Raw genomic sequence first — 20,799 nt, forward strand, 5'->3', positions numbered from 1 at the left:
GGCATTATGGTCGCCCGCGTGCCACGACTACAACTTGATACGCTCGACCTTGCCCACCAGCAAGATGTAGGACAGTGCACCAACCAATGCCAACACCGAGATGTAGGTGATCGCCGGGGCAAAGGAATCACCCGTGGCGAGGAAGCCGATCACGATAGGCGTGGCAATCGCCGACAGGTTGCCGATGAAGTTGAACACCCCGCCGGTCAACCCGAGCAACCGCGCCGGAGCAAGCGTCGATACCAGCGACCAGGTAATCGAAGCCAGGCCATTACCGAAGAATGCCAGCGCGAGGAAGGCAATCACCAACGGCGTCGACTCGACGAAGTTGGCGCCGATGATCGAGGTGGAAATCAGCAGGCCACTGATGATCGGCAACTTGCGGGCGAAACCTACCGTGTAACCGCGACGGATCAAAAAGTCCGAGAAGAAACCCGAACACAGCACACCGATAAACGCGGCGAGAAAGGGCAGTGATGCCAGCAGGCCGGACTTGATGAAGTCCATGCCGCGATACTTCACCAGGTAGGTCGGGAACCAGGTGAGGAAGAACCACAGTGTCGAGTTGAGGCAGAACTGCCCGAGGTAAATGCCCCAGAGCTTGCGCTTGGTCAGGACAATCCCCAGGTCGGTCCAGCTGAATTTGGCTTTGACCCTGGCCTGTTCGGCCTGGATATCCACCAGCCCGCCGCCCTCGCGGATCAAATCGATTTCCGCGTCATTGGCACCTTTGAAATCCCGTGGCTCGCGATACACCGCGTACCAGATCACCGCCCACACAATGCCCACCGCGCCAGTGGTGACGAACACCATGTGCCAGCCGAATTCGTGCTGCAGCCAGGCCAGCACCGGCGTCAGGAAGGCCAGGCCGACGAATTGCCCGGAGGTGTAGAAACCGATGGCCGTGGCGCGCTCGCGCTCGGGGAACCAAGTGGTGACCACGCGGCTGTTGATCGGATAGGCTGGCGCTTCCAAGGCACCGACCGCCATGCGCAACACGAACAGCGCGATGAAGCTGGCGGCGAAGCCGAGCATCACCGTGGCCACCGACCACAGCAGCAAGGCGACGCTGTACAGAATCCGTGGCGGCACGCGGTCCACCAGCCAGCCGCCGGGGATTTGCATGGCGGCGTAGGTCCAGCCGAACGCGGAGAAGATCAGGCCGACGTGGATCGGGTCGATGCCCAGGTCACTGGTCAATGCCGGGGCGGCAATCGACAGGTTGCTGCGGTCCAGGTAGTTGATCACCACGGTGATGAACAACAGCACCATGATGAAAAAACGCTTGCGGCTGGGCGTCACCAACGACGCCTGCCCGGTGAGGGTTTGCGGTTGCATGAGGGGGCCTCTTCTTATGGTTATTGAGGTCGATTTGAAACTTCGCGCAGACCCCTTGTAGGAGCGAGCCTGCTCGCGATAGCGGTGTGTCATTCAGCATTGATGTCGACTGACACACCATCGCGAGCAGGCTCGCTCCTACAGGGGATAGGTGGTGGATCAGAGATCGATTACCACTCGGCAAAACTGCCATCGGCATGGCGCCAGATCGGGTTGCGCCAGCGGTGGCCGATAGCGGCGCGTTCGATCACGTATTCCTCGTTGATCTCGATGCCCAGGCCCGGGCCGTTCGGGATCTTCACGAAGCCTTTGTCGTAGTCGAACACCCGTGGGTCTTTGACGTAGTCGAGCAGGTCGTTGCTCTCGTTGTAATGGATGCCCAGGCTCTGCTCCTGGATGAACGCGTTGTAGCAAACCGCGTCCAGTTGCAGGCACGCCGCCAGGGCAATCGGGCCCAACGGGCAATGCAGCGCCAGCGCCACGTCGTAGGCTTCGGCCATGTTGGCGATCTTGCGGGTTTCGGTGATGCCACCGGCGTGGGAGGCATCCGGCTGGATGATGTCGACATAACCTTCGCTGAGCACGCGCTTGAAATCCCAGCGCGAGAACAGCCGTTCGCCCAGGGCAATCGGCGTACTGGTCAGCGGCGCCAACTCTTTGAGCGCTTCGTAGTTTTCGCTCAGCACCGGCTCTTCGATGAACATCAGCTTGTACGGATCAAGCTCCTTCATCAGCACCTTGGCCATGGGCTTGTGCACCCGGCCGTGAAAGTCGACGCCTATGCCTACGTTCGGGCCGACGGCATCGCGCACGGCAGCAACGTTGGCCAGGGCCTGATCGACTTTGTCGAAGGTATCGAGGAATTGCAGTTCTTCGGTGCCGTTCATTTTCACCGCGGTGAAACCACGCTCGACCGCTTCTTTCGCCGCACGCGCGGTGTCCGCCGGACGGTCGCCGCCGATCCACGAATACACGCGGATCTTGTCCCGCACCTGGCCACCCAACAGATCGCTGACCGACACGCCCAACGCCTTGCCCTTGATGTCCCACAACGCCTGGTCGATACCGGCCAGGGCGCTCATGTGGATCGCGCCGCCACGGTAGAAGCCGCCGCGATAGAGCACGGTCCAGATGTCTTCGATGTTGCGCGGGTCTTTGCCGATAAGGTAATCAGACAGTTCTTCAACGGCAGCGGCAACGGTGTGGGCGCGGCCTTCGACCACGGGCTCACCCCAACCGGTGACGCCCTCGTCGGTTTCGACCTTGAGGAAGCACCAGCGCGGCGGAACGATGAAGGTGGTCAGTTTGGTGATTTTCATCTTTTGGCTCTCTTATTAGATGCAGCGCGCTCGGCGCTCAATGAAGTCTTAGCGAAGGGCTTTCCAGGCAGCGACGTAGGCCTCGGCATTGGCCGCCACTTGCGTAGGCGTCATGCCCGGTTTGAACAGGCCGGAACCGAGGCCGAAACCTTTGACGCCGGCGTCGATGAACGAATGCATGTTGTCTGGCGTGATCCCGCCAACCGGCGCCAGCAGGGTTCCGGCTGGCAATACGGCGAGCCAGGCTTTGACGACTGCCGGCCCCATCTGCTCGGCCGGAAACAGCTTCAGCACATCCGCGCCTTCAGCCAGTGCCATGAAGGCTTCGGTCGGTGTGGCGACACCCGGCGACAGGTACAGCCCTGCCGCTTTCGCCGCGCGCAAGACCTTCGGATCGCTATGGGGCATGACGATCACTTGGCCGCCCGCGGCTTTCACTTGCTCGACCTGCTCTGGCGTCAGCACCGTACCGGCACCGATCAGGCAATCGGCGGGCAAGGTACTGCGCAGGATGCGGATACTTTCATACGGTTCAGGGGAATTGAGCGGCACTTCGATGACGCGAAATCCGGCGGCGTACAGGACTTCGCCGATGGCCGCCGCTTCCTGCGGGCGCAGGCCACGCAGGATCGCGATCAGGCCGTTTTGCGCCAGGGCTTGTTTGAGCATGTCAGTACTCCAGTCAGGTTTAACGGGGTGCGGTGCACGTGACCAGGCCGGCAGCAAGCGCCAGTTGCCACAACCCGCGTTCGGTGGCCTGATCGGCCAGAGTCACCCGGGCAAAACCGCAGGCGTCGAGCGCACGGCTGTAGCGGGCACAGAGTTGGGTGTTGCCGATGAGGATGATCGAAGGCAGATGCACACTGTTGCGTCGGCGCCGCTGGACATTGGCCAAGGCCGTCAACTCGTGGCCGATCAGCAGGCCGGACAGATAGTCCGCCTGGGCGATTGCGCTCAACTCGCCGGTCAGCCCGAGACTGCGGGCGCTGAACATCGTCGACAGCAGGCCGATTTCACCGTGCGCCGACAACGCGACCTTCACGCCACGATCAAACGCATCGCCATCGAAAGACCCGCCACATTGTTGGGTGCGCCCGAGAATGCTGTGTTGACTGAGCACAGCGAAGACTTCGCCGGTCATGAAAGTGTCGAAGTGCACGATGCAGCCGTCGGCCACTTCCACCCATTTCGAATGACTGCCCGGCAGGCCGATCAGCAGATCAGCGCCCGCCTCGCTCGTCAGGTTTTGCAGCACGCCGAGTACCTGGGTTTCTTCGCCGCGCATCACGTTTGGCAAAGGCGAACGTTCGATGACACCGGGCACGATATGCACATCGACACCGCGCAGGCTACGCACGGTTTGCAAGGAAGTACCGAGCGTGGCGACGTTCGCCGGCGTGTCCCGGTAGGCCGCTTCGCTCCAACCCTGGGCGCTGCCGACCATGCCGCAGGCAATCACCGGCAAATCCGGCTGGGCGTCGAGCCAGTCGCCGCAAGCCTCATCGAAGGCCAATTCGAAACCATCGGCGCATTCCCGGCCGCCAATGATTCGCGGCGCTTTCGGCAGCTGCATGATCCCCGACGACAGCGAACGCTGTTCGAGTACTTGCCCGCCTTCGGCCAGTTTGTAAGCACGTAATGAGGTTGTCCCCCAGTCGAGCGCGATCAATTGCGCCTGCATCGCTTCACCTGTTTTGGTTTTTGGCAGTGAGTGAGCGGACTATAAACCTGCGAAGGGACAAATCTCAATATATAAATATCAATCCCACATTATGAGACAAGACAAAAAAATCGCAGCCCGAAGGCTGCGACCTTTTAGAAGCGATCAGTTACCCGCTGCAAAATCCCGCAACACCGCCCCATCCATCCGATAGCGCACCCACTCCTCCTGCGGCTGCGCGCCCAGGGATTTGTAGAAATCGATGGCCGGCGTATTCCACTCCAGCACGCTCCACTCGAAACGGCCGCAGTCGTTGGCGCAGGCGATTTTCGCCAGATGCCGCAACAGGGTCTTGCCCGCGCCACCACCGCGTTGTTCCGGGGTGATGTAGAGGTCTTCGAGGTACAGGCAATTGCTGCCAAGCCAGGTGGAATAGCTGAAGAAGAACACCGCGAAACCGATGGGTGCACCCTCGCGCAGGCAGATCAGGCCATGGGCTGTGGCGCCTTCGCTGAACAGGCTGCGCTCGATATCGGCAACGCTGGCGATGACTTCATGGCGGGCACGTTCGTAGTCGGCCAGTTCAGTGATGAACGCGAGGATTTGCGGTGCGTCACTGGGGGTCGCCGGGCGGATTTCGATCGTCATGGACGTGCCTTGTCAAAAGTGGAAAACGCCATACTAAGTCGGCGCGGTATTTGTGGCGAGGGAACTGTCCCAACACCTGTAGGAGCGAGCTCGCTCACGATGGTCGTTAACGATAACGCGTGCTTTCTGGATACACGCGGTGTTCTCGGGTTCATCGCGAGCAAGCTCGCTCCTACAAAGGGGGTTTACTCCGGCCGGCACTAACCCTGGAATCGATAACCTCGGACCTAATGTTCGGGGTCTGCGTGATTAGATAGACGCGCTGCTTATTTATCCGGTCAAGGAGCCGCGTCATGCCCACCGCAACACCCCCAGTTTCAAACAAGCTGTTCGGCCTTTTTTGCCTCGCCAGCTACCTGTTGTCATTGTCCTACGGCTCGACGTTTCTGCTGTCGTTGCTGATTGGTTCTCGCGGCGGTAACGAACACGACGCCGGAAGTGTGATTTCGGCGGCAATGCTCAGCACCTTTGCAGCGGTGATTGTTTCCGGTCATTTGTCCGACCTGCTCGGTGCCGCCCGCTCGGTGGCGCTGTTCGGTGTATTGCTGGTAGCCGCCAGCCTGGGCTTCGCCCTGACCCCGGGCTTCGGTCATCTGCTGTTGTTTTTCGGCCTGCTGCTGGGCTTGGGCTGGGGCGTGTTCTACACCCTTGGGCCGATCATCGTGGCAAGCCTGGTGACACCCGCGCAGCGCGCCAGATACTTCGCCCTGTTGTCCGGCAGCATGATGACCGGGATCGGCAGCGGCCCGTTGCTCGGCCGCGCGGCGAGTGCGCTCGGTTATCCGGTGACCGCGGCGTTTTACCTGGCGGCGCTGGCCAGCCTGATCGGCGTATTGCTGTTCTGGCGCCTGGATCGACAACTGAAACCGGCGCCCGCGCAATCTGGCAGCGTGTCGCGAATTTCCTGGCGTGCAGCGGGTCAGGTGCTGTCGTCCAGGGCCGTTTTCCCGATCATCATGGTTGGTCTAGGCGGCTGCGTGTTCGGTGGTCTGTCGAGCTTTCAAACCAGTTATGCCGCAGCGCGCTCGCTCGACTATTCGCTGTTCTTTTTCGGCTTCATGAGTGCGGCGATCAGCGGTCGCATGCTGGTTGCCGGTTTCGTGGTCAAGCGCGATCCATTGCGTGCATCGTGCCTGCTTTCGGGGCTGATGCTGGCATCGATCGTGATGTTCGGTGTTGTCGTCGACAGCAGCGTCAGCTACGTGCTCGCGGCGGTGATGCTCGGGATCGGTTACGGCCTGACCTACTCGGTGATCAACGGCCTGGCCGCCAATGAAGCGCCGAACGGCACCACCGCACAATCCTTGCTGCTGTTCAGCCTGTCGTACTTCATCGGCGTGTTCGGATTTCCATTGCTGGCAGGGAAAATCATCGTCGAGCAAGGCATGCCCACGCTGTTGCTCACGGTGTTGGCGGTTGCCTCGCTCAACTGGCTGATCACCTTGGGCCGCTTGATCTGGCGTAGAGCCACCGCGGTCAGGGCACTGGAGGAGGCCTGAGCCGTTCGTCGCTGACAATGCACCCATCCGGATCGAGGGCGGACTAATCAGGTAAGGACTCTACTCGCTGGAGACACCACCATGACCCTGTCCAGGTTGACCGCCCTCGTTCTCACTGCCCTTTTATCCGCCGCCTCCTTCGCCGGAACCATCGGCTCGAGCACCGGCCCGACCAATCCGGTGGAAAAACCCAGGGTTCCCGCCATCCAGAGTGCCCCCGGCATGAACACCGATGGCACGACGATCGACCAGAACCTGCCGCCCGCCACCGGCACCGACCCGCGGATTCAAGGCAATGATGCGGGACGACAGTTGCCAGGCCGCAAAACACCCAGCAGCGGCGGACTTGGCTCGACCACTAGCGGTGACTCGGATGACGACGACAGCGACAGCCAATGACTTCCAGTTTGAGGACAAAGGAATGGGGCGAGGCGCTGCGCAAGGCATACTGCAGACAGTTGCTCCCACAGGATCTGTGCCGGACCACCATACGATGTGTGAGCGCAGAACCCTGTAGGTGCAATGAGTGTCAGCGCTGTTTCAAGCGGTCGATCACGACGGCCAGAAGCAAAATCGAACCCCGGATCACATACTGATAAAACGTATCGATGTTCTTCAAGTTCATCGCATTTTCGATGATCGCCAGAATCAACACCCCGGCGATCACATGCCGGATCATGCCGATCCCGCCACTCAACGACACCCCGCCCAGCACGCAGGCCGAGATCACCGTCAGCTCGAAACCCTGGCCGATCATTGGCTGGCCGGAGGTCATGCGCGAGGCCAGGATCACCCCGGCCAACGCGCCGATCACACCGTGCACGGCGAAGATGATGATCTTGGTCCGGTCGACATTCACACCCGCCAGCAGTGCCGCTTCCTGGTTACCGCCGATGGCCATCGTGTTGCGCCCGTAAGTGGTGTAGTTCAGCAGCCAGCCGAAGAACAGGAAGCAGACGATGGTGATCAGGATCGGTACCGGCACGCCAAACATCTGGCCGTTACCGAACACAAAGAACGATTCCTGGGACACCCCCACCGCTTTGCCGTTGGCAAAGATGTAAGCCAGTCCGCGCACGATCTGCATGGTCGCCAGCGTGGTGATCAGCGCATTGACCCGCAACTTGGCGATCACTATCCCGTTGATCAACCCGACGATCAGGCCCATTACCAGCGCTGCACAGACGCCGAGAAACACGCTGTTGGTGTCGCGCATCACCACCGCCGCGACCACCCCGGCACAGGCAATCACCGAGCCCACCGACAAATCGAAATGCCCGGACGCCAGGCAATACAACATGGTGCAGGCAGCAATGCCGGTGGTGGAAATCGCCAGGCCCAGGCCACGCATGTTCAGCGGTGAAAGGAAGTTGTCGATCAGCAAGGTGCAGGCGACAAAGATGCCGACCGCCGCCAGCAGCATCACCCAGTCATCAAGGAAGCGCCGCATGTCCAGCGGTTTGCGCGTGGTCGGCAGGGTGTTGTTTTGAGTTGTCATCATAGTCACCTCTCAGTTCGCCACGCCGTCGGCGCGTTGGCGCGGCAAAGCCAGTTGCAGCAGGTTGGATTCGTTGGCCTGTTCGCGGCTCAGTTCGCCACGCAGGGCGCCTTCGCACAGCACCAGGATGCGGTCGGAAATGCCCATGACTTCCATCAAGTCGCTGGACACCACAATCACCGCGATCCCCTTGGCTGCCAGGTTATGGATGATCTGGTAGATCTCGGCCTTGGCACCGATGTCGATGCCGCGTGTGGGTTCGTCGAGCAGCAGCACTTTCATCGGCATCGACAGCCAGCGACCGAGAATGGCCTTCTGCTGATTGCCACCGGACAGGTACATGATTTTTTGTGCCGCGTTGGGCGTCTTCACTTTCAGCGCCTTGATCTGCTGCTCGGCGTTGTCCTTTTCCCACAGGCCACGCAACAGGCAACCGAAGGTGGAATGGGCGCCGCGCGCACTGATGTTGATGTTCTCGGCGACGCTGGCCAGCGGCAGGATGCCTTCCTTCTTGCGGTCCTCGGGGCACAACAGGATCCCGGCGGCAATCGCGTCCCGGGGTGAACGCAGCTTGAGTTCATGGCCTCGAAGTTTCAGCTGTCCGGCGCTGTGGCGCGCCAGGCCACTGAGCAGGCGCAACAGCTCGGTGCGACCGGCCCCAACCAGCCCGAACAGCCCGAGGATTTCGCCTTTGTGCACCTCGAAACTCACTGGCTCGCGCAACCCCGGCCCGAGCAGTCCGTCGACCTTGAGTGCCACCGCGCCGCGCTGGCGCGGGCGGTAATCGTAGATGTCCTGGATGTCGCGCCCGACCATGCAGGTGACCAGTTGATCGTGGGTCAGTTGGCTCATGTCATCGAACGTGCGCACGTAGCGCCCGTCCTTGAACACCGTCACCGCGTTGCAGATGCGAAACACCTCTTCCATGCGATGGGAGACATAGAGCACCACTTTGCCTTCGTCCCGCAGCCGGCCGATGATTGCCATCAAACGGTCGATCTCCCTTGCCGAAAGGCTGCTGGTGGGTTCGTCGAAGGCAATCACGTGGGCGCCACGGGACAAAGCCTTGGCGATTTCCACCAGCTGCCGCTGGCCGAGTGACAGGCGCCCGACTTTCTCCTGCGGGTCGATTTCATCGGCCAGGCCTTTGAGGCAGGCCAGTGCCTGCTGGCGCAGGGTGCTGCGATTGATCAGGCCGAAACTGGCTGGCAGATGCCCGAGAAACAGGTTCTCGGCCACGGTCATTTCCGGCACCAGATGCAGCTCCTGGTGGATCACCGCGACGCCACTGCCGATGCTGTCGGCGGTGGACTTGAAGTCCATCGTCCGCTCGCCGATCTGTAAGGCACCGCTGCAAGGCGTGTAGGCCCCGCCGAGAATTTTCAGCAGCGTCGACTTGCCGGCGCCGTTCTCGCCCATCAAGGCGTGAACCTGCCCCGGATGGGCGACGAAGCTGATGTTGTCCAGCGCCTTCACCCCGGGAAAGGTCTTGCCGATCCCGTTGAAGCGCAAGCTGCCGGTAAGGCTGTGTTCGTGTTGGATTGTTTGCGCGTGCATAACCACCTCTTCACACCGATCAGGCGACCCCGCCGCCGAGGCCGCCGCTGAAGTCAAACGGCCGTCAGTTCCACAGGCCGATCTTTTCCAGTTCCTGCTTGAAGTTGTCGCGGGTGATCAGCGTCACGTCATCCATGGCGGTGTACTTCGCCGGTTCTTTGCCGGTGGTGACCCACTCGTACATCATGCTGGCGGTGTTGTAGCCCTCGATGTGCGGGCTCGGCAGCATCGAGCCGTAGAAGCCGCTGTCGGGTTTCTTCAGCTCACCAATGGCGTCGGTACCGTTGATGCCGATGCCGATCACGTTGGCCGCGGCGAAACCGGCGCTCTCGGTGGCGCGCACACCGCCGAGCACGGTGTTGTCGTTCATGCCGCCGATGATCAGGTTCTTCGCCGCCCCCGGCAGTTTCACCAGAGCCGAGTTGGTAGCATCCATGCTGCCCGGCACGTCGAGGGTCTTGAGGGCCGCGAACAGGATGTGGTCTTTCGGCATGCCGGCATCCTGCAGTGCTTTCACCGAACCGTCGGTGCGCTTCTTGCCGGTGTCGAGTTCGTTGTAGGTGTTGATCACCGCATAGGTGTCGTTCCAGTCCCAGCCGCGTTTCTTCGCTTCGGTCGCCATGGCATTGCCTTGTTTCTGGCCGACTTCGAAAGCGGCCATGCCGAGGTACGGCACGTCTTCCATGAACTTGCCGCTGGCATCGACGAAACGGTCATCGACGGCGATCACTTTCAACCCGTTGAGTTTGGCCTTGGCCATGATCGCCGGGCCGAGGGACACGTCCGGCGGGCAGATCACGAACCCCTTGGCGCCGTTGGCCGCGAGGCTGTCGATGGCAGAAAGGGTTTTCTCACCGTCGGGCACGGCGATCTTGATCAGGGTGAAGCCCTTCTCTTTCCCGGCCTTTTCTGCAAAGGCCCATTCTGTCTGGAACCAGGGTTCCTCGGCCTGTTTGACCAGGAAACCGATCTTCACTTCCTCGGCTGCCAACAGCGTGTTGCTCAGGCTGAACGCCGAAACCGCCAACGCGGCACAGCACAGGGAACGGATAGCATGACGACGATTCATAAGCTGACTCCTTGTTATTTTTCTTGAGCACTCGTTGAAAGCGTTCTTTGTTAACCAACGGGCGGTAAAAACATACTGCCAATAGTCATATCGTATGATGATTGGATTTCAGGCGTAGCAAGGCGCCGGAAAGCCCGATCACTCAGTCGTGGTACATCACCGAGCGACCACCATCGATGGTGATGCACGAGGCATTGATGAACGGCGCTTCATCACTGGCCAGGAACACGGCGGTCATTGCCACTTCGATCGGCTGCCCGATACGGCGCGGCGGGTGCAGCTCAAACGCTCGCTGGCGCTCGGCGTGGGGGTCGGCAAAACCATTCCAGTAATCGACGTTCAACTGGGTTTCGATGTAGCCCGGCGCAATCGCGTTGACACGCACACCCTTGGGCGCATATTCGATGCCCAGCGCGCGGGTCAGGCCGAGCAGGCCATGCTTGGCGACCGGGTACGGGAAGCAGCCTGGGATGATGTGGGTGGAGTGGGTGGACGCGATATTGATGATGCTGCCGACGCCCTGCTCGATCATCTGCGGCAGCACCGCCTTGCAACCGTACCAGGCACCATCGAGGTCGATGGCAAAGCAGCGACGCCAGTCTTCCTCGGTCATTTCCAGCGGATCGCGAAATACGTTGACCCCGGCGCAGTTGACCAGCACATCGATCCGGCCGTGCAGGTCGATCGCCAGCCGGGCCATGGCGTGCAGGTCCTGCTGACGTGACACGTCGGCCTTGATCGCCACCACATCGGCGCCCTGGTCTCGCCAATGCGCCGCGACCTTCTCGACTTTCTCGACCTGAATGTCGCTGATGATCAACCTGGCCTGCTGGGACGCGAAGGTCGCCACAATCGCTTCGCCAATACCCTGGGCGGCACCGGTCAGCAAGACGACCTTGTTTTTCAGGCGTTCGCCCTTGGGCGGTTCGGGCACCGGTGGCAATGACAGTGGTTCAGACATGGATCAAGACTCCTGTTCGAAAACACGACGAAAACCGGGCATCTGTCGATGTCTGGTCAAAAGGCGCTGGGTAGGAAACAGGTGAGCGCGAAACGTTTCAGCCTGGAAACGTTCTGAGGCACTGGCTCCGCAAGGGAGTACGGGGGAACTTCGCTGCATCACTTCACCTGTTTTGTTTTTTTAAGTGTGAGTGCATGTAACTGGTGGGGCCGACTATAAACCCGGCCCGCAATAAATCTCAATATATATATTTGCATCCCATATTTTGGGATTCATCCAGCAAAGCGCATGCAATGTTTTCCAGCCACATCCACTGCGATCGACAACACAGCCCCATCCAACGGATGGCCCAGCGGACTGGCCGCGCTGGTGATGTACAGGGTTTTGAGGTCTGTACCACCGAACACGCAACTGGTGGGACGACTGACCGGCAGTTCGATGATCCGATCGACTTTGCCGTCCGGGCTCAACCTGAGCAGGCAGCTGCCGTCCCAACGGGCATTCCAGATAAAACCTTCGGCATCCATCGCTGAACCATCCGGGCCGCCACGCTCGTGCGGACCAAACCAGACCTGCGGCGCATCAAGGGCTCCGTCGGTACGGATGAAATGTCGATACAAGGTGCCGTCGAGGCTGTCGCCGAAATACACGCTGGTGGCGTCATCGCTCCACAGCAGCGTGTTGGGAATGCCCAGATTGCGCAGCAACGGCGCAACCCGCCCGGCACGATCGATGCGGAACAGTCCACCGGAACGGTGGACGATGGGCAGGTCTTCGCCGTTTGCGCCGATGTTGTTTTGCATAGTGCCGAGCCAGAGCCGGCCTTGAGCGTCGCAACGGGCTTCATTGGGGCGGTTGCCCGGTTGCGGATCGACAACGCAAAACAGTGTCAGGCGCGGCGCCAGGCCCGGTGAATCGAGATCGAGCCGATACACGCCGCTGCTCAATGCCACCAGGGCATCGCCGCTTTCGCAGGGAATGAACGCCGACACGTGCTCCGGCATCTGCCAGATCTGCACGTTCGCGCCGATCAACCGCAACGCTTGCTTACCGGCGATATCTACCCAGTACAGGGCTTGGGTGGGCTCATCCCAGAACGGGCCTTCGCCCAGTTTCGCCCGATGCCCGGTAACTGCGCTCCACGTCATGAAGCCTCCTGCGTTGTTCTTGTTTTTATTGTGTAGGAGCCAGCTTGGTCGCGAAGGTGTGCCAGTCGACCTGGTAGTTGCTGATACACCATCGCGAGCAAGCTCGCTCCTACAGTGATTCGAGCTGTCAGCTGGCCTTTTTATCGGCCATGACTTGCGGGTAGTAACGCTTGATCGCAAGGTCCGCGTTATCGATCAGTGTCATGCAGGCCCAGACACCCCGGGCGGTATCCCGGGCCGCGATAGCCTCGGCCAGATCCCGGTGAATCGGCAGGGTGCGACGCAGTTCATCCGGGTCGGCGGCGGACACTTCAAAGGCCACCGCCAGCAACGCGCCAAGGGCGGGAACCATTTGTTCAATGAATTGATTGTGGCTGGCGGCGAGGATGCACTCGTGGAAGAACTGATCGGCGCGGTTGTAATCGATGCCGCTGTCCACCGCCCGTTCCAGCGCATTGCAGGCCAACAGGATTTCATTCACCTGTTCGCCGGTAGCACGCTCGCAGGCCCAGCGCACGGCCATCGGTTCGATGGTGCGGCGCAGATCGAGCAGATCATCGACGAAGTTTTCCGGTAAGCCGCTGCGCGACAACCAGCCAACGACTTGTGGATCGAAGAGGTTCCAGCGCCGCACCGGCAATACCCGCGTGCCGACTTTCGGCCCGACCTCGAGCATGCCTTTGGCAACCAGGGTCTTGATAGCTTCACGAATGACCGTACGGCTCACGCCGAGTTGTTCGCCGAGGTCGGCTTCGACCTTTAGTGACTCACCTGGCTTGACCTGCCCCGTGGCGAGCCAGCAACCCAGCCAGTCAACCGTCGATGCATGAAAGCTGCTGGACATGGACACCTCAATGCCGTTCGCGATGGAGGCCCACGCTAATCATCATATGATTGGATGTCAATTTGATTTTTTGAGTGTTCGCAAACCACTGTCATGGGTCAGGGTTCGAGACCGATGGGGAAGAACTCGCCGCCACTCCATACACCGAGCCAGCGCTGGCCGTCGATCTCGCGACTCACCGCCAGCTCCACCAATTGATAGAACACGTTGCGATGGATCAACGCTTCAAGATTGCTGCGCACATGCACGTAAGGGGCAGGCTCCTGCGTTACCGGGTCGATGACTACACGCAGCAGGTGCTCGGCTCCGGCTTCGGCGGTTTCATCGACGTTGGTGGTAAAGCGCAACACCTGCGCCTCGCCCTCGCCTTCCACGTCCACCGCAATCGCCACGAACGGCGCATCGTCGACCTTTATCCCGACCTTTTCCACCGGAGTGATCAGGAAATAATCATCGCCGTCGCGACGAATGATGGTGGAGAACAGTTTGACCATCGGCTTGCGCCCGATCGGCGTGCCCAGGTAATACCAGGTGCCGTCCCGGGCGATGCGCATGTCGATGTCGCCGCAGAAATCGGGATTCCACAGGTGCACCGGCGGCAAGCCTTTGGTCTTGGGGATTTGCCCCAGCAAGTCGTTGGCTTTTTGCGGGCCACTCATGGCGTTCTCCTTGAAATTACTGGTCGCTGAGCCCCAGCAGGCTGCGCGCGTATTGCTCCAGCGGCGGGCCCATCAGGTCTTCGGGTTTTTTATCGTGGAACGTCAGTAAACCGCCACGACTCTTGATGGTTGCAGTATCAATCAAATACTGGGTGCTGGTCTCGATCAACATGATCTGAATCATACCGCTGTCGATGCCGAGACGATCCAGCGCTTCCTGGTCCAGCCACTCGTCCGAGTTGCCGATACGGTCGTCAGACTTGGCAAACCGGGTGTAGAGCAGATAGTGCGCACCGGCCGCACGGGCTTCGCCCATGGCCTGGTCGAGGCCTTCTGGCGTACGGGCACGGCGGACCATCGGGAAATATTCGACGAAGCCGTCGAACGCGACTTCGGCAATCACGTTGGGCCGCGGATAAACGGCGCTGCCCGACGGCATGAAAGCGCCCTGGGCGATGTAGACGAACGAGTCCGGCTGAATGCGCAGGTTGTTTACGCGACGGCTGTCACTGTGATCGAGCAGCCCAGCATCGCTCATATGGTAACGAGTCCCTTCGGCCATATCGCTGACGTTCATGCAGCCACCAAGTGCCAAAACGGCCAGCAGCAAAACCAGGCTACGCATCCTATCCTCCAGAGGCCGGTGTCGGAAAACCGGCGAATGGCCGTAGGATGCAGCTTTTGCGCCAGCTCATGAACAGTGGCATCTGACAGTCCGAATCGCGAGCAAGCGCGCTCCCACAAGGAATTGCATATCACCTGAGGGAGCGAGCTTGCTCGCGATTGCGGAAGATCAGCCGCCGATAATCTTCATGACAGTCGCGCCGCCAGAGAACGCAACTTCCTGCTTGTCACCCAAGGCCTTCACCAGCAGCCGCTGCAAGGCCGGCAGGGCCTGATGGCGCGGCTTGTCCAACAGGTCGCCGATGTAATGGCGATTGCTCGACGACAGGCAGCCATGCAGCCACCCGGTGGAAGACAAACGAAGTCGCGAACAGGTACGGCAGAAAGGCACGCTCTCGTTGGCGATCACGCCGAAACAACCCTGGCCGGGAATTTCATATCGAACGGCCGTCGCATCGACCGGGGCATCGGCTTGCAGGTATTCGTAGCGTTCGCCGATCAGACTCAGCAATTGCTGGAGACTGACAAACTGCTGAAGAAAGGCATTGGAATCGTTGGCCAGGTGGCCCATGCGCATCAGTTCGATGAAGCGCAGTTCATAACCGCGCTCCAGGCAGTAGTCGAGCAGCGGCATCACTTGATCGAGGTTCTGTCCGCGCAGCGGCACCATGTTGACCTTGATCTTCATGCCGGCCGCACTGGCCTCGCTCATGCCGTCGAGCACGGTGGCCAGGTCGCCGCCCCGGGCAATACTGCGGAACGCACTGGCGTCGAGAGTATCGAGGGAGACGTTGAGACGCCGAATGCCGGCGTTCACCAGCAGCGGCAGTTTCTTCGCCAGCAACTGGCCATTGGTGGTCAGGCTGATGTCTTCCAGGCCCATCTGCCCGACCGCCGTCATGAACGCTTCGAGTTTCGGGCTGACCAGCGGCTCGCCGCCGGTAATGCGCAGACGCTCGATGCCCGCCGCTTCAATCAGATAAGCCACGCCGCGCGCCATGGCTTCGGCCGACAATTCATCCTGCGCAGCCACCAGCCGCTTGCCGTTGGGCACGCAGTAGGTACAGGCGTAATTGCAGGCTGAGGTCAGACTGATTCGCAAGTTGCGAAAACGCCTGCCTTGACGATCAACGATCATGGTCACTCCGGCGGAAGAATATCGGGCCGCTAAAACTTGACTCAGAAATCAAGTTTTAGCAAGTCCTCTACCTGAGTATATTCCTGCGCTACTGCGCCATGTAGCGAAATCATGGCGCAATAAGGCAACTGAATGGCTCAGCTGCCGGAAGTGTCGGTGTCACGCTTGCGCTTGTTGCCCATGCGCACGCCAATGTCCATCAGGAACTGGAAGAAACCTTCCTGATCTTCCAGCACATTGCTCCAGAACGGCGAGTGATACAGCGCGACGGCGCCGTGCACCAGCGCCCAGGACGCGCAGTAGTGGAAGTAAGGTGGCACGTCTTCCAGCTTGCCTTCGCTGATCCGGCCCTTGATCAGCAAGGTCAGGCGTTCGAAGTTCGAGGCACGGATCTTGTGCAGCTCCTCGATCATCTCCGGCACCTGGTTGCCCTTGACCACTTTCTCTTCGAGGCGGTCGAACAGGCGATAGCGTTGTGGATCGCGCATGCGGAATTCGAAGTAGGCCCGGGACAGGGCTTCCTTGTCCTTGTCGACATCGGCCGAATGCAGCAGAGCGTTCAAATCGCGCTCGTAGTCGAGCATCAGGCGCAGATAGATTTCCGCCTTGGATTTGAAGTGCTTGTAGATCGTGCCTTTGCCGATACCGACGGCATCAGCAATCATCTCGACGGTGACACTGTCTTCACCTTGTTCGAGGAACAGCTTGAGCGCGGTATCGAGAATTTCCTGCTCGCGGCGACGGAATTCACGGACCTTACGAGGTTCTTTATGCATAAGAAAAGGTCTGTCGGGGTCAAAATTCGAAGCCGCGTATTATGCCTAACTTACGCAAAAATGCACGGATCATCCGACCATATCTGCGCTTTCTGGTCATTCCGCGTACGTTTAAAGGGTGATGAGAACTCTTCCGAAGCGCACGTATTCCAAATTTGTTTAAAAACCCGGACCGGTAAACTGGACGAGGCGCAATCCTGATCAATACTTGAACTGTCGGCGGGGCATCTCCCCCAAGTGTCACGCCGATATTGGTACCAACGGACCGCGTGCCATTGTTTTACTCCTAATGGTCTTAACCCGGATTCACCCCCCAGAACCCGGGTTTTTTTTGCCTGCGATTTAACCTTTTACATGTGCTAGCGGGAACAGTCGCTGGAAATTCGCCGTGGTTTGCTCGGCAAACCGCTCGTAGGGCTCACCACGCAACATTGCCAGAAATTCCGCAACTTCACGCACGTACTGCGGCAGGTTTGGTTTGCCGCGATAGGGAATCGGTGCCAGGTACGGCGAGTCGGTCTCCACCAGCAATCGGTCGGCAGGCACCTTGCTGGCCACATCACGCAATGCGTCGGCATTGCGAAAAGTGACAATCCCGGACAGGGAAATGTAATAGCCCATGTCCAGCGCGGCCTTCGCCATCTCCCAGTCTTCAGTGAAGCAATGCAATACGCCTGCCTGGGGCAGCGCCGCATCCCGCAGCAAGTCCAGGGTATCGGTGCGGGCGCCACGGGTATGGATGATCACCGGTTTGCCAGTCTGCTGCGCCGCTTGCAGGTGCAGGCGGAACGATTCCTGCTGCAACTCTGCTGCTTCCGGCTCGTAGTGGTAATCGAGGCCGGTTTCGCCAATCGCCACCACCCGCGGGTGATTGAGTTCCTGCAACAGCCAGTCCAGCGCAGGCGCGGCCCCCGGCTGCACATCCAGAGGGTGCACGCCCACCGAGCAGTCGACATCGTCATAACGTTCGGCCAGGGCCTTGACGTCAGCCGCGTTGTCCGCGCTGACACCGATACACAGAAAGTGCCCTACCCCACGCTGCCGGGCAGCATCCAGGGCAGCATCCAGAGAGCCCTCGTGGGCGGTCAGGTCTAGGCGATCAAGGTGACAATGGGAGTCTACGAGCATAAAGGGCTGCAACTTGTATGGGTGGGACGGTCGGATGTTCTGATACTCAGAGTCTAGGCGCAGACAGTCATCGTTGGGCAGGTAACGACGCCCATCGCACCAGCAATGCTTCCAGCAACAAGGCCGGATTGAGGTTGGCCTTGCTCAGGACTTTCTGCCGCTGGGCGAGGATCCAGTCCTGGATATCAAGGACTTTGCCCTGGGCGCTTTTCTGCGCAAGGTATTGCACGACCTTGCGCATGTCGGTCAGGCCAAGGCCGGCTTCATCCTGAGTCAATTGATAGCGCAGGATCAGGCTCGACCAATCGCAGAACCAATCGAACAGGCGCAACATCGGAATGTTTTTCCATTCTTCGGCCAGTTGCGTCGGTGACTGCTGTTGCTTTAGGAGTTTTTTCACCCCTTCCACCACTTGCGCGCGCTGTTCACGCACGCCCTGGGCCTGGAGATTGACAGCCGCCAGCGGCGAACCCGCGGCCAGCGTCAGCAGTTCGACGCGCTCATATTCGGAGCACTCCGGCAACGCCTGGGCCAACCACTTCAAGCTCATGGCCTCGCCCGGCAGCGGACAGGCCTGCTGCACACAGCGACTCTTGATGGTTGGCAACAAGCGGCTCGGCTGATGGCTGACCAGCAACAGAACGGTATCGCCGGACGGTTCTTCAAGGCTTTTGAGCAAGGCGTTGGCGGCGTTGATGTTCATCGACTCGACCGGCTCGATCAGCACCACTTTGCGCCCGCCCAACTGCGCGGTTTGCACCACGAAACCGACCAGGTCACGTACCTGGTCGACCTTGATCGCCTTGTCGGCTTCTTCCGGCTCCAGGATGTAGTTGTCCGGGTGGCTGCCAGCCTTGAGCAGCAGGCAGGATTTGCATTCGCCGCAGGCCTCCAGCGAGTTCGGGCGCTGGCACAGCAAGCTGGCCATCAGGCGCTCGGCCAGCGCTCGCTTGCCGATTCCGGCGGGGCCATGCAGCAGGTAGGCGTGTGCATGCTGGGCGCGACCGGCCAGTTGCTGCCAGAGATTTTCCTGCCACGGATAGGCCTCAGCCACGGTTCAACTCCAGCAGGCGCGGCAGCAAGGCATCCAGCGATTGCTGAACCTGTGCCAATGGTTGGGCAGCATCGACCAGCACATAACGCGCCGGATCCGCCTTGGCTCGCTTGAGAAAGGCACTGCGTACGGCATCGAAAAAGGTCCGGCCTTCGCGCTCGAAGCGGTCCAGACGACCACGAGCGCTGGCACGGGCCAGGCCGACCTCGACAGGCAGATCGAAAATCAGCGTGAGGTCCGGGCGCAGATCGCCCTGGACGAAGGTTTCCAAGGTCGCGATGCGCTCCAGCGACAAGCCGCGACCGCCGCCTTGATAGGCGTATGTCGAATCGGTAAAACGATCACACAAGACCACGGCACCGCGGGCCAGCGCCGGGCGAATCACCTCGGCCAGATGCTGGGCACGCGCCGCGAACACCAACAGCAACTCGGTATCCGGGTTCATGACTTCATCAACCGGGGCCAGAAGCACTTCACGAATGCGCTCGGCCAACGGCGTGCCACCCGGCTCGCGGGTCAGAACCACCTCGATGCCGGCGGCTCGCAGGCACTCGGCCAGGTATTCGCGATTGGTGCTCTTGCCGGCGCCTTCCGGGCCTTCCAGAGTAATAAACAAGCCAGTCACAGGCAGTCCTTAATCAGAGTCATTGCGGGCTTTTCGGTGCGCTTGCATCGGGTTCGGGCGTTTCAGGGGCTGGCGCAGGATCTTGCGCCGGCACTTGCGGCAGCGCCTCGAGAGCCTTGTTCGGTGAAGCCGCCGGGATCGGCGCCTGTTCCTGCGAAGACTTGGCCTCCTGCATACCGTTTTGCTCAGCCCGGATTGGCGGCATCTCCGGCGTCGTAGCGGGAGCCGGGCTGGAGCGGTAATCGGCGCGACGCTTAAGCTGGAACTCCTTCACGGCATTGTTGTGGGCATCCAGGTCGTCGGAAAACACATGGGTGCCATCGCCACGCGCCACGAAGTAAAGGCTGTTGCCATCCACCGGATTGAGTGCCGCATGGATGGCTTCGCGACCGACCATCGAAATCGGTGTCGGCGGCAGTCCCGCATTCATGTAAGTGTTATACGGCGTCGATTCCTTGAGGTGAGCCCGGGTCAGCTTGCCGCTGTAGCGGTCGCCGAGGCCGTAGATCACCGTCGGATCGGTCTGCAGCAGCATGCCCATCGCCATGCGCCGCACAAACACGCCGGCAATCTGTCCGCGCTCCTGTGGCACACCGGTTTCCTTTTCCACCAACGAAGCCATGATCAGCGCCTGGTAGGGCTCGGTGTACGGTGTATTTGCAGCGCGCTTTTCCCACTCCTTGGCGAGCACTTCATCGAGGCGATCGTAAGCGGTTTTCAGCACCTCGACATCGGACATGCCCCGCACGTAACGATAGGTGTCAGGGAAGAAGCGCCCTTCCGGAAAAATCCCGGTGTGGCCGAGCTTGTCCATGACCTGGCTATCGCTCAAACCGTCGAGGCTATGTTCGAGCTTCTCTTCCCTGGCCAGCGCTGCGCGGACCTGACGGAAACTCCAGCCTTCGACCAGGGTCAGGCTGTACTGAACCATTTCCCCGCGTTTCCACAGGTCGATCAGGCTTTCGACAGTCATGCCCGGTTGCAAGCGATATTCGCCGCTGTGCAGGGGTTGTTTGGCGAGATTGAAGCGCCAATACACACGCAGCCAGAATGCGTCCTTGATGACGCCGCTGGCTTCGAGTCGGTAGAGGGTGCGGGTTGGCGTGGTGCCCTTGGGCACATCCAGCAATTGTTCCTGGGTAATGTTCAGCGGCTGTACCAGCGCCGAATGAATCTTCCAGGCTGAAGCACCCATCAGCAGCCCCGCCAGAACCACTCCGGTTTCCAGCAGCAGCAAGAGTTTACGTCTCACGT

21 protein-coding genes are annotated in these 20,799 nt (G+C 60.2%); 2 read left to right on the plus strand and 19 right to left on the minus strand.

The features are described 5' to 3' along the window. Positions 1 to 27: 27 nt before the first annotated feature. From AC3WTM_RS07645 to AC3WTM_RS07665, 5 genes are all read right to left on the minus strand, one after another. Entirely contained in the window at positions 28 to 1,338 is a 1,311-nt protein-coding gene (locus tag AC3WTM_RS07645; protein WP_102671667.1) for an MFS transporter, read from the minus strand. Positions 1,339 to 1,508: 170 nt separating this feature from the next. Continuing rightward, the gene (dgoD, locus tag AC3WTM_RS07650; RefSeq protein WP_102671668.1) at positions 1,509 to 2,657 is read right to left on the minus strand and encodes a galactonate dehydratase; all 1,149 of its coding nucleotides are present in this window, start codon (positions 2,655 to 2,657) and stop codon (positions 1,509 to 1,511) included. 48 nt (positions 2,658 to 2,705) lie between these two features. Further along, positions 2,706 to 3,326, minus strand: a complete 621-nt coding sequence (locus AC3WTM_RS07655; RefSeq protein ID WP_102671669.1) for a 2-dehydro-3-deoxy-6-phosphogalactonate aldolase — start codon at positions 3,324 to 3,326, stop codon at positions 2,706 to 2,708. Between the two features lie 19 nt (positions 3,327 to 3,345). Then, entirely contained in the window at positions 3,346 to 4,338 is a 993-nt protein-coding gene (locus tag AC3WTM_RS07660) for a 2-dehydro-3-deoxygalactonokinase (protein ID WP_102671670.1), read from the minus strand. 144 nt (positions 4,339 to 4,482) lie between these two features. Beyond that, positions 4,483 to 4,965 carry a GNAT family N-acetyltransferase gene (locus AC3WTM_RS07665; protein ID WP_057713732.1) on the minus strand — a complete coding sequence of 161 codons (483 nt, stop codon included), beginning with the start codon at positions 4,963 to 4,965 and terminating at the stop codon, positions 4,483 to 4,485. A 293-nt stretch (positions 4,966 to 5,258) separates the two neighbouring features. On the opposite strand from AC3WTM_RS07665, the gene AC3WTM_RS07670 reads away from it, so the two are divergent. Beyond that, on the plus strand, positions 5,259 to 6,464 hold the full coding sequence (locus tag AC3WTM_RS07670; RefSeq protein WP_102671671.1) for an MFS transporter: 1,206 nt from the start codon (positions 5,259 to 5,261) through the stop codon (positions 6,462 to 6,464). An 81-nt stretch (positions 6,465 to 6,545) separates the two neighbouring features. Beyond that, on the plus strand, positions 6,546 to 6,863 hold the full coding sequence (locus AC3WTM_RS07675; protein WP_102671672.1) for a hypothetical protein: 318 nt from the start codon (positions 6,546 to 6,548) through the stop codon (positions 6,861 to 6,863). A gap of 130 nt (positions 6,864 to 6,993) precedes the next feature. On the opposite strand, the gene araH is transcribed toward AC3WTM_RS07675, so the two are convergent. The 14 genes from araH to mltG all read right to left on the minus strand — a co-directional run bounded on the left by araH (position 6,994) and on the right by mltG (position 20,797). Beyond that, positions 6,994 to 7,962 (minus strand): L-arabinose ABC transporter permease AraH, encoded by a 969-nt coding sequence (gene araH / locus AC3WTM_RS07680; RefSeq protein ID WP_102671690.1) that lies wholly within the window; start codon positions 7,960 to 7,962, stop codon positions 6,994 to 6,996. 12 nt (positions 7,963 to 7,974) lie between these two features. Beyond that, entirely contained in the window at positions 7,975 to 9,519 is a 1,545-nt protein-coding gene (gene araG / locus AC3WTM_RS07685; protein ID WP_102671673.1) for an L-arabinose ABC transporter ATP-binding protein AraG, read from the minus strand. A 64-nt stretch (positions 9,520 to 9,583) separates the two neighbouring features. Continuing rightward, the gene (locus AC3WTM_RS07690; protein WP_102671674.1) at positions 9,584 to 10,588 is read right to left on the minus strand and encodes a substrate-binding domain-containing protein; all 1,005 of its coding nucleotides are present in this window, start codon (positions 10,586 to 10,588) and stop codon (positions 9,584 to 9,586) included. A 142-nt stretch (positions 10,589 to 10,730) separates the two neighbouring features. Continuing rightward, on the minus strand, positions 10,731 to 11,549 hold the full coding sequence (locus AC3WTM_RS07695; RefSeq protein WP_102671675.1) for an SDR family oxidoreductase: 819 nt from the start codon (positions 11,547 to 11,549) through the stop codon (positions 10,731 to 10,733). A gap of 272 nt (positions 11,550 to 11,821) precedes the next feature. Beyond that, positions 11,822 to 12,697, minus strand: a complete 876-nt coding sequence (locus tag AC3WTM_RS07700) for an SMP-30/gluconolactonase/LRE family protein (RefSeq protein ID WP_102671676.1) — start codon at positions 12,695 to 12,697, stop codon at positions 11,822 to 11,824. A gap of 127 nt (positions 12,698 to 12,824) precedes the next feature. Beyond that, positions 12,825 to 13,541 carry a FadR/GntR family transcriptional regulator gene (locus AC3WTM_RS07705; RefSeq protein ID WP_057713725.1) on the minus strand — a complete coding sequence of 239 codons (717 nt, stop codon included), beginning with the start codon at positions 13,539 to 13,541 and terminating at the stop codon, positions 12,825 to 12,827. 98 nt (positions 13,542 to 13,639) lie between these two features. Next, a complete protein-coding gene (locus AC3WTM_RS07710; RefSeq protein WP_102671677.1) occupies positions 13,640 to 14,200 on the minus strand; it encodes a DUF1285 domain-containing protein in 561 nt (186 codons plus the stop codon). A gap of 16 nt (positions 14,201 to 14,216) precedes the next feature. Continuing rightward, a complete protein-coding gene (locus AC3WTM_RS07715; protein WP_102671678.1) occupies positions 14,217 to 14,825 on the minus strand; it encodes a DUF4823 domain-containing protein in 609 nt (202 codons plus the stop codon). A 168-nt stretch (positions 14,826 to 14,993) separates the two neighbouring features. Further along, positions 14,994 to 15,962 carry a GTP 3',8-cyclase MoaA gene (locus AC3WTM_RS07720; RefSeq protein ID WP_102671679.1) on the minus strand — a complete coding sequence of 323 codons (969 nt, stop codon included), beginning with the start codon at positions 15,960 to 15,962 and terminating at the stop codon, positions 14,994 to 14,996. Between the two features lie 137 nt (positions 15,963 to 16,099). Continuing rightward, positions 16,100 to 16,738, minus strand: a complete 639-nt coding sequence (locus tag AC3WTM_RS07725; protein ID WP_007977040.1) for a TetR/AcrR family transcriptional regulator — start codon at positions 16,736 to 16,738, stop codon at positions 16,100 to 16,102. A gap of 342 nt (positions 16,739 to 17,080) precedes the next feature. Continuing rightward, complete coding sequence (locus tag AC3WTM_RS07730; protein WP_102671680.1) at positions 17,081 to 17,866, minus strand: TatD family hydrolase; 786 nt, start codon at positions 17,864 to 17,866, stop codon at positions 17,081 to 17,083. 67 nt (positions 17,867 to 17,933) lie between these two features. Continuing rightward, positions 17,934 to 18,920: a DNA polymerase III subunit delta' gene (locus tag AC3WTM_RS07735; protein ID WP_102671681.1), complete on the minus strand. Its 987-nt coding sequence runs from the start codon at positions 18,918 to 18,920 to the stop codon at positions 17,934 to 17,936. Then, positions 18,913 to 19,545 carry a dTMP kinase gene (gene tmk / locus AC3WTM_RS07740; protein WP_102671682.1) on the minus strand — a complete coding sequence of 211 codons (633 nt, stop codon included), beginning with the start codon at positions 19,543 to 19,545 and terminating at the stop codon, positions 18,913 to 18,915. Before tmk ends, AC3WTM_RS07735 begins: the two co-directional genes overlap by 8 nt. A 19-nt stretch (positions 19,546 to 19,564) precedes the next feature. Then, positions 19,565 to 20,797 carry an endolytic transglycosylase MltG gene (gene mltG, locus AC3WTM_RS07745; RefSeq protein WP_102671683.1) on the minus strand — a complete coding sequence of 411 codons (1,233 nt, stop codon included), beginning with the start codon at positions 20,795 to 20,797 and terminating at the stop codon, positions 19,565 to 19,567. Positions 20,798 to 20,799: the final 2 nt, after the last annotated feature.

The organism is Pseudomonas sp. EU05-FHT14B02 (genome assembly GCF_058791055.1).

Bases quoted from the DNA above. Each gene is read 5' to 3' on its own strand.
- AC3WTM_RS07645 (WP_102671667.1), bottom strand. From the start codon at position 1,338: ATGCAACCGCAAACCCTCACCGGGCAGGCGTCGTTGGTGACGCCCAGC.
- dgoD (WP_102671668.1), bottom strand. From the start codon at position 2,657: ATGAAAATCACCAAACTGACCACCTTCATCGTTCCGCCGCGCTGGTGC.
- AC3WTM_RS07655 (WP_102671669.1), bottom strand. From the start codon at position 3,326: ATGCTCAAACAAGCCCTGGCGCAAAACGGCCTGATCGCGATCCTGCGT.
- AC3WTM_RS07660 (WP_102671670.1), bottom strand. From the start codon at position 4,338: ATGCAGGCGCAATTGATCGCGCTCGACTGGGGGACAACCTCATTACGT.
- AC3WTM_RS07665 (WP_057713732.1), bottom strand. From the start codon at position 4,965: ATGACGATCGAAATCCGCCCGGCGACCCCCAGTGACGCACCGCAAATC.
- AC3WTM_RS07670 (WP_102671671.1), top strand. From the start codon at position 5,259: ATGCCCACCGCAACACCCCCAGTTTCAAACAAGCTGTTCGGCCTTTTT.
- AC3WTM_RS07675 (WP_102671672.1), top strand. From the start codon at position 6,546: ATGACCCTGTCCAGGTTGACCGCCCTCGTTCTCACTGCCCTTTTATCC.
- araH (WP_102671690.1), bottom strand. From the start codon at position 7,962: ATGACAACTCAAAACAACACCCTGCCGACCACGCGCAAACCGCTGGAC.
- araG (WP_102671673.1), bottom strand. From the start codon at position 9,519: ATGCACGCGCAAACAATCCAACACGAACACAGCCTTACCGGCAGCTTG.
- AC3WTM_RS07690 (WP_102671674.1), bottom strand. From the start codon at position 10,588: ATGAATCGTCGTCATGCTATCCGTTCCCTGTGCTGTGCCGCGTTGGCG.
- AC3WTM_RS07695 (WP_102671675.1), bottom strand. From the start codon at position 11,549: ATGTCTGAACCACTGTCATTGCCACCGGTGCCCGAACCGCCCAAGGGC.
- AC3WTM_RS07700 (WP_102671676.1), bottom strand. From the start codon at position 12,697: ATGACGTGGAGCGCAGTTACCGGGCATCGGGCGAAACTGGGCGAAGGC.
- AC3WTM_RS07705 (WP_057713725.1), bottom strand. From the start codon at position 13,541: ATGTCCAGCAGCTTTCATGCATCGACGGTTGACTGGCTGGGTTGCTGG.
- AC3WTM_RS07710 (WP_102671677.1), bottom strand. From the start codon at position 14,200: ATGAGTGGCCCGCAAAAAGCCAACGACTTGCTGGGGCAAATCCCCAAG.
- AC3WTM_RS07715 (WP_102671678.1), bottom strand. From the start codon at position 14,825: ATGCGTAGCCTGGTTTTGCTGCTGGCCGTTTTGGCACTTGGTGGCTGC.
- AC3WTM_RS07720 (WP_102671679.1), bottom strand. From the start codon at position 15,962: ATGATCGTTGATCGTCAAGGCAGGCGTTTTCGCAACTTGCGAATCAGT.
- AC3WTM_RS07725 (WP_007977040.1), bottom strand. From the start codon at position 16,738: ATGCATAAAGAACCTCGTAAGGTCCGTGAATTCCGTCGCCGCGAGCAG.
- AC3WTM_RS07730 (WP_102671680.1), bottom strand. From the start codon at position 17,866: ATGCTCGTAGACTCCCATTGTCACCTTGATCGCCTAGACCTGACCGCC.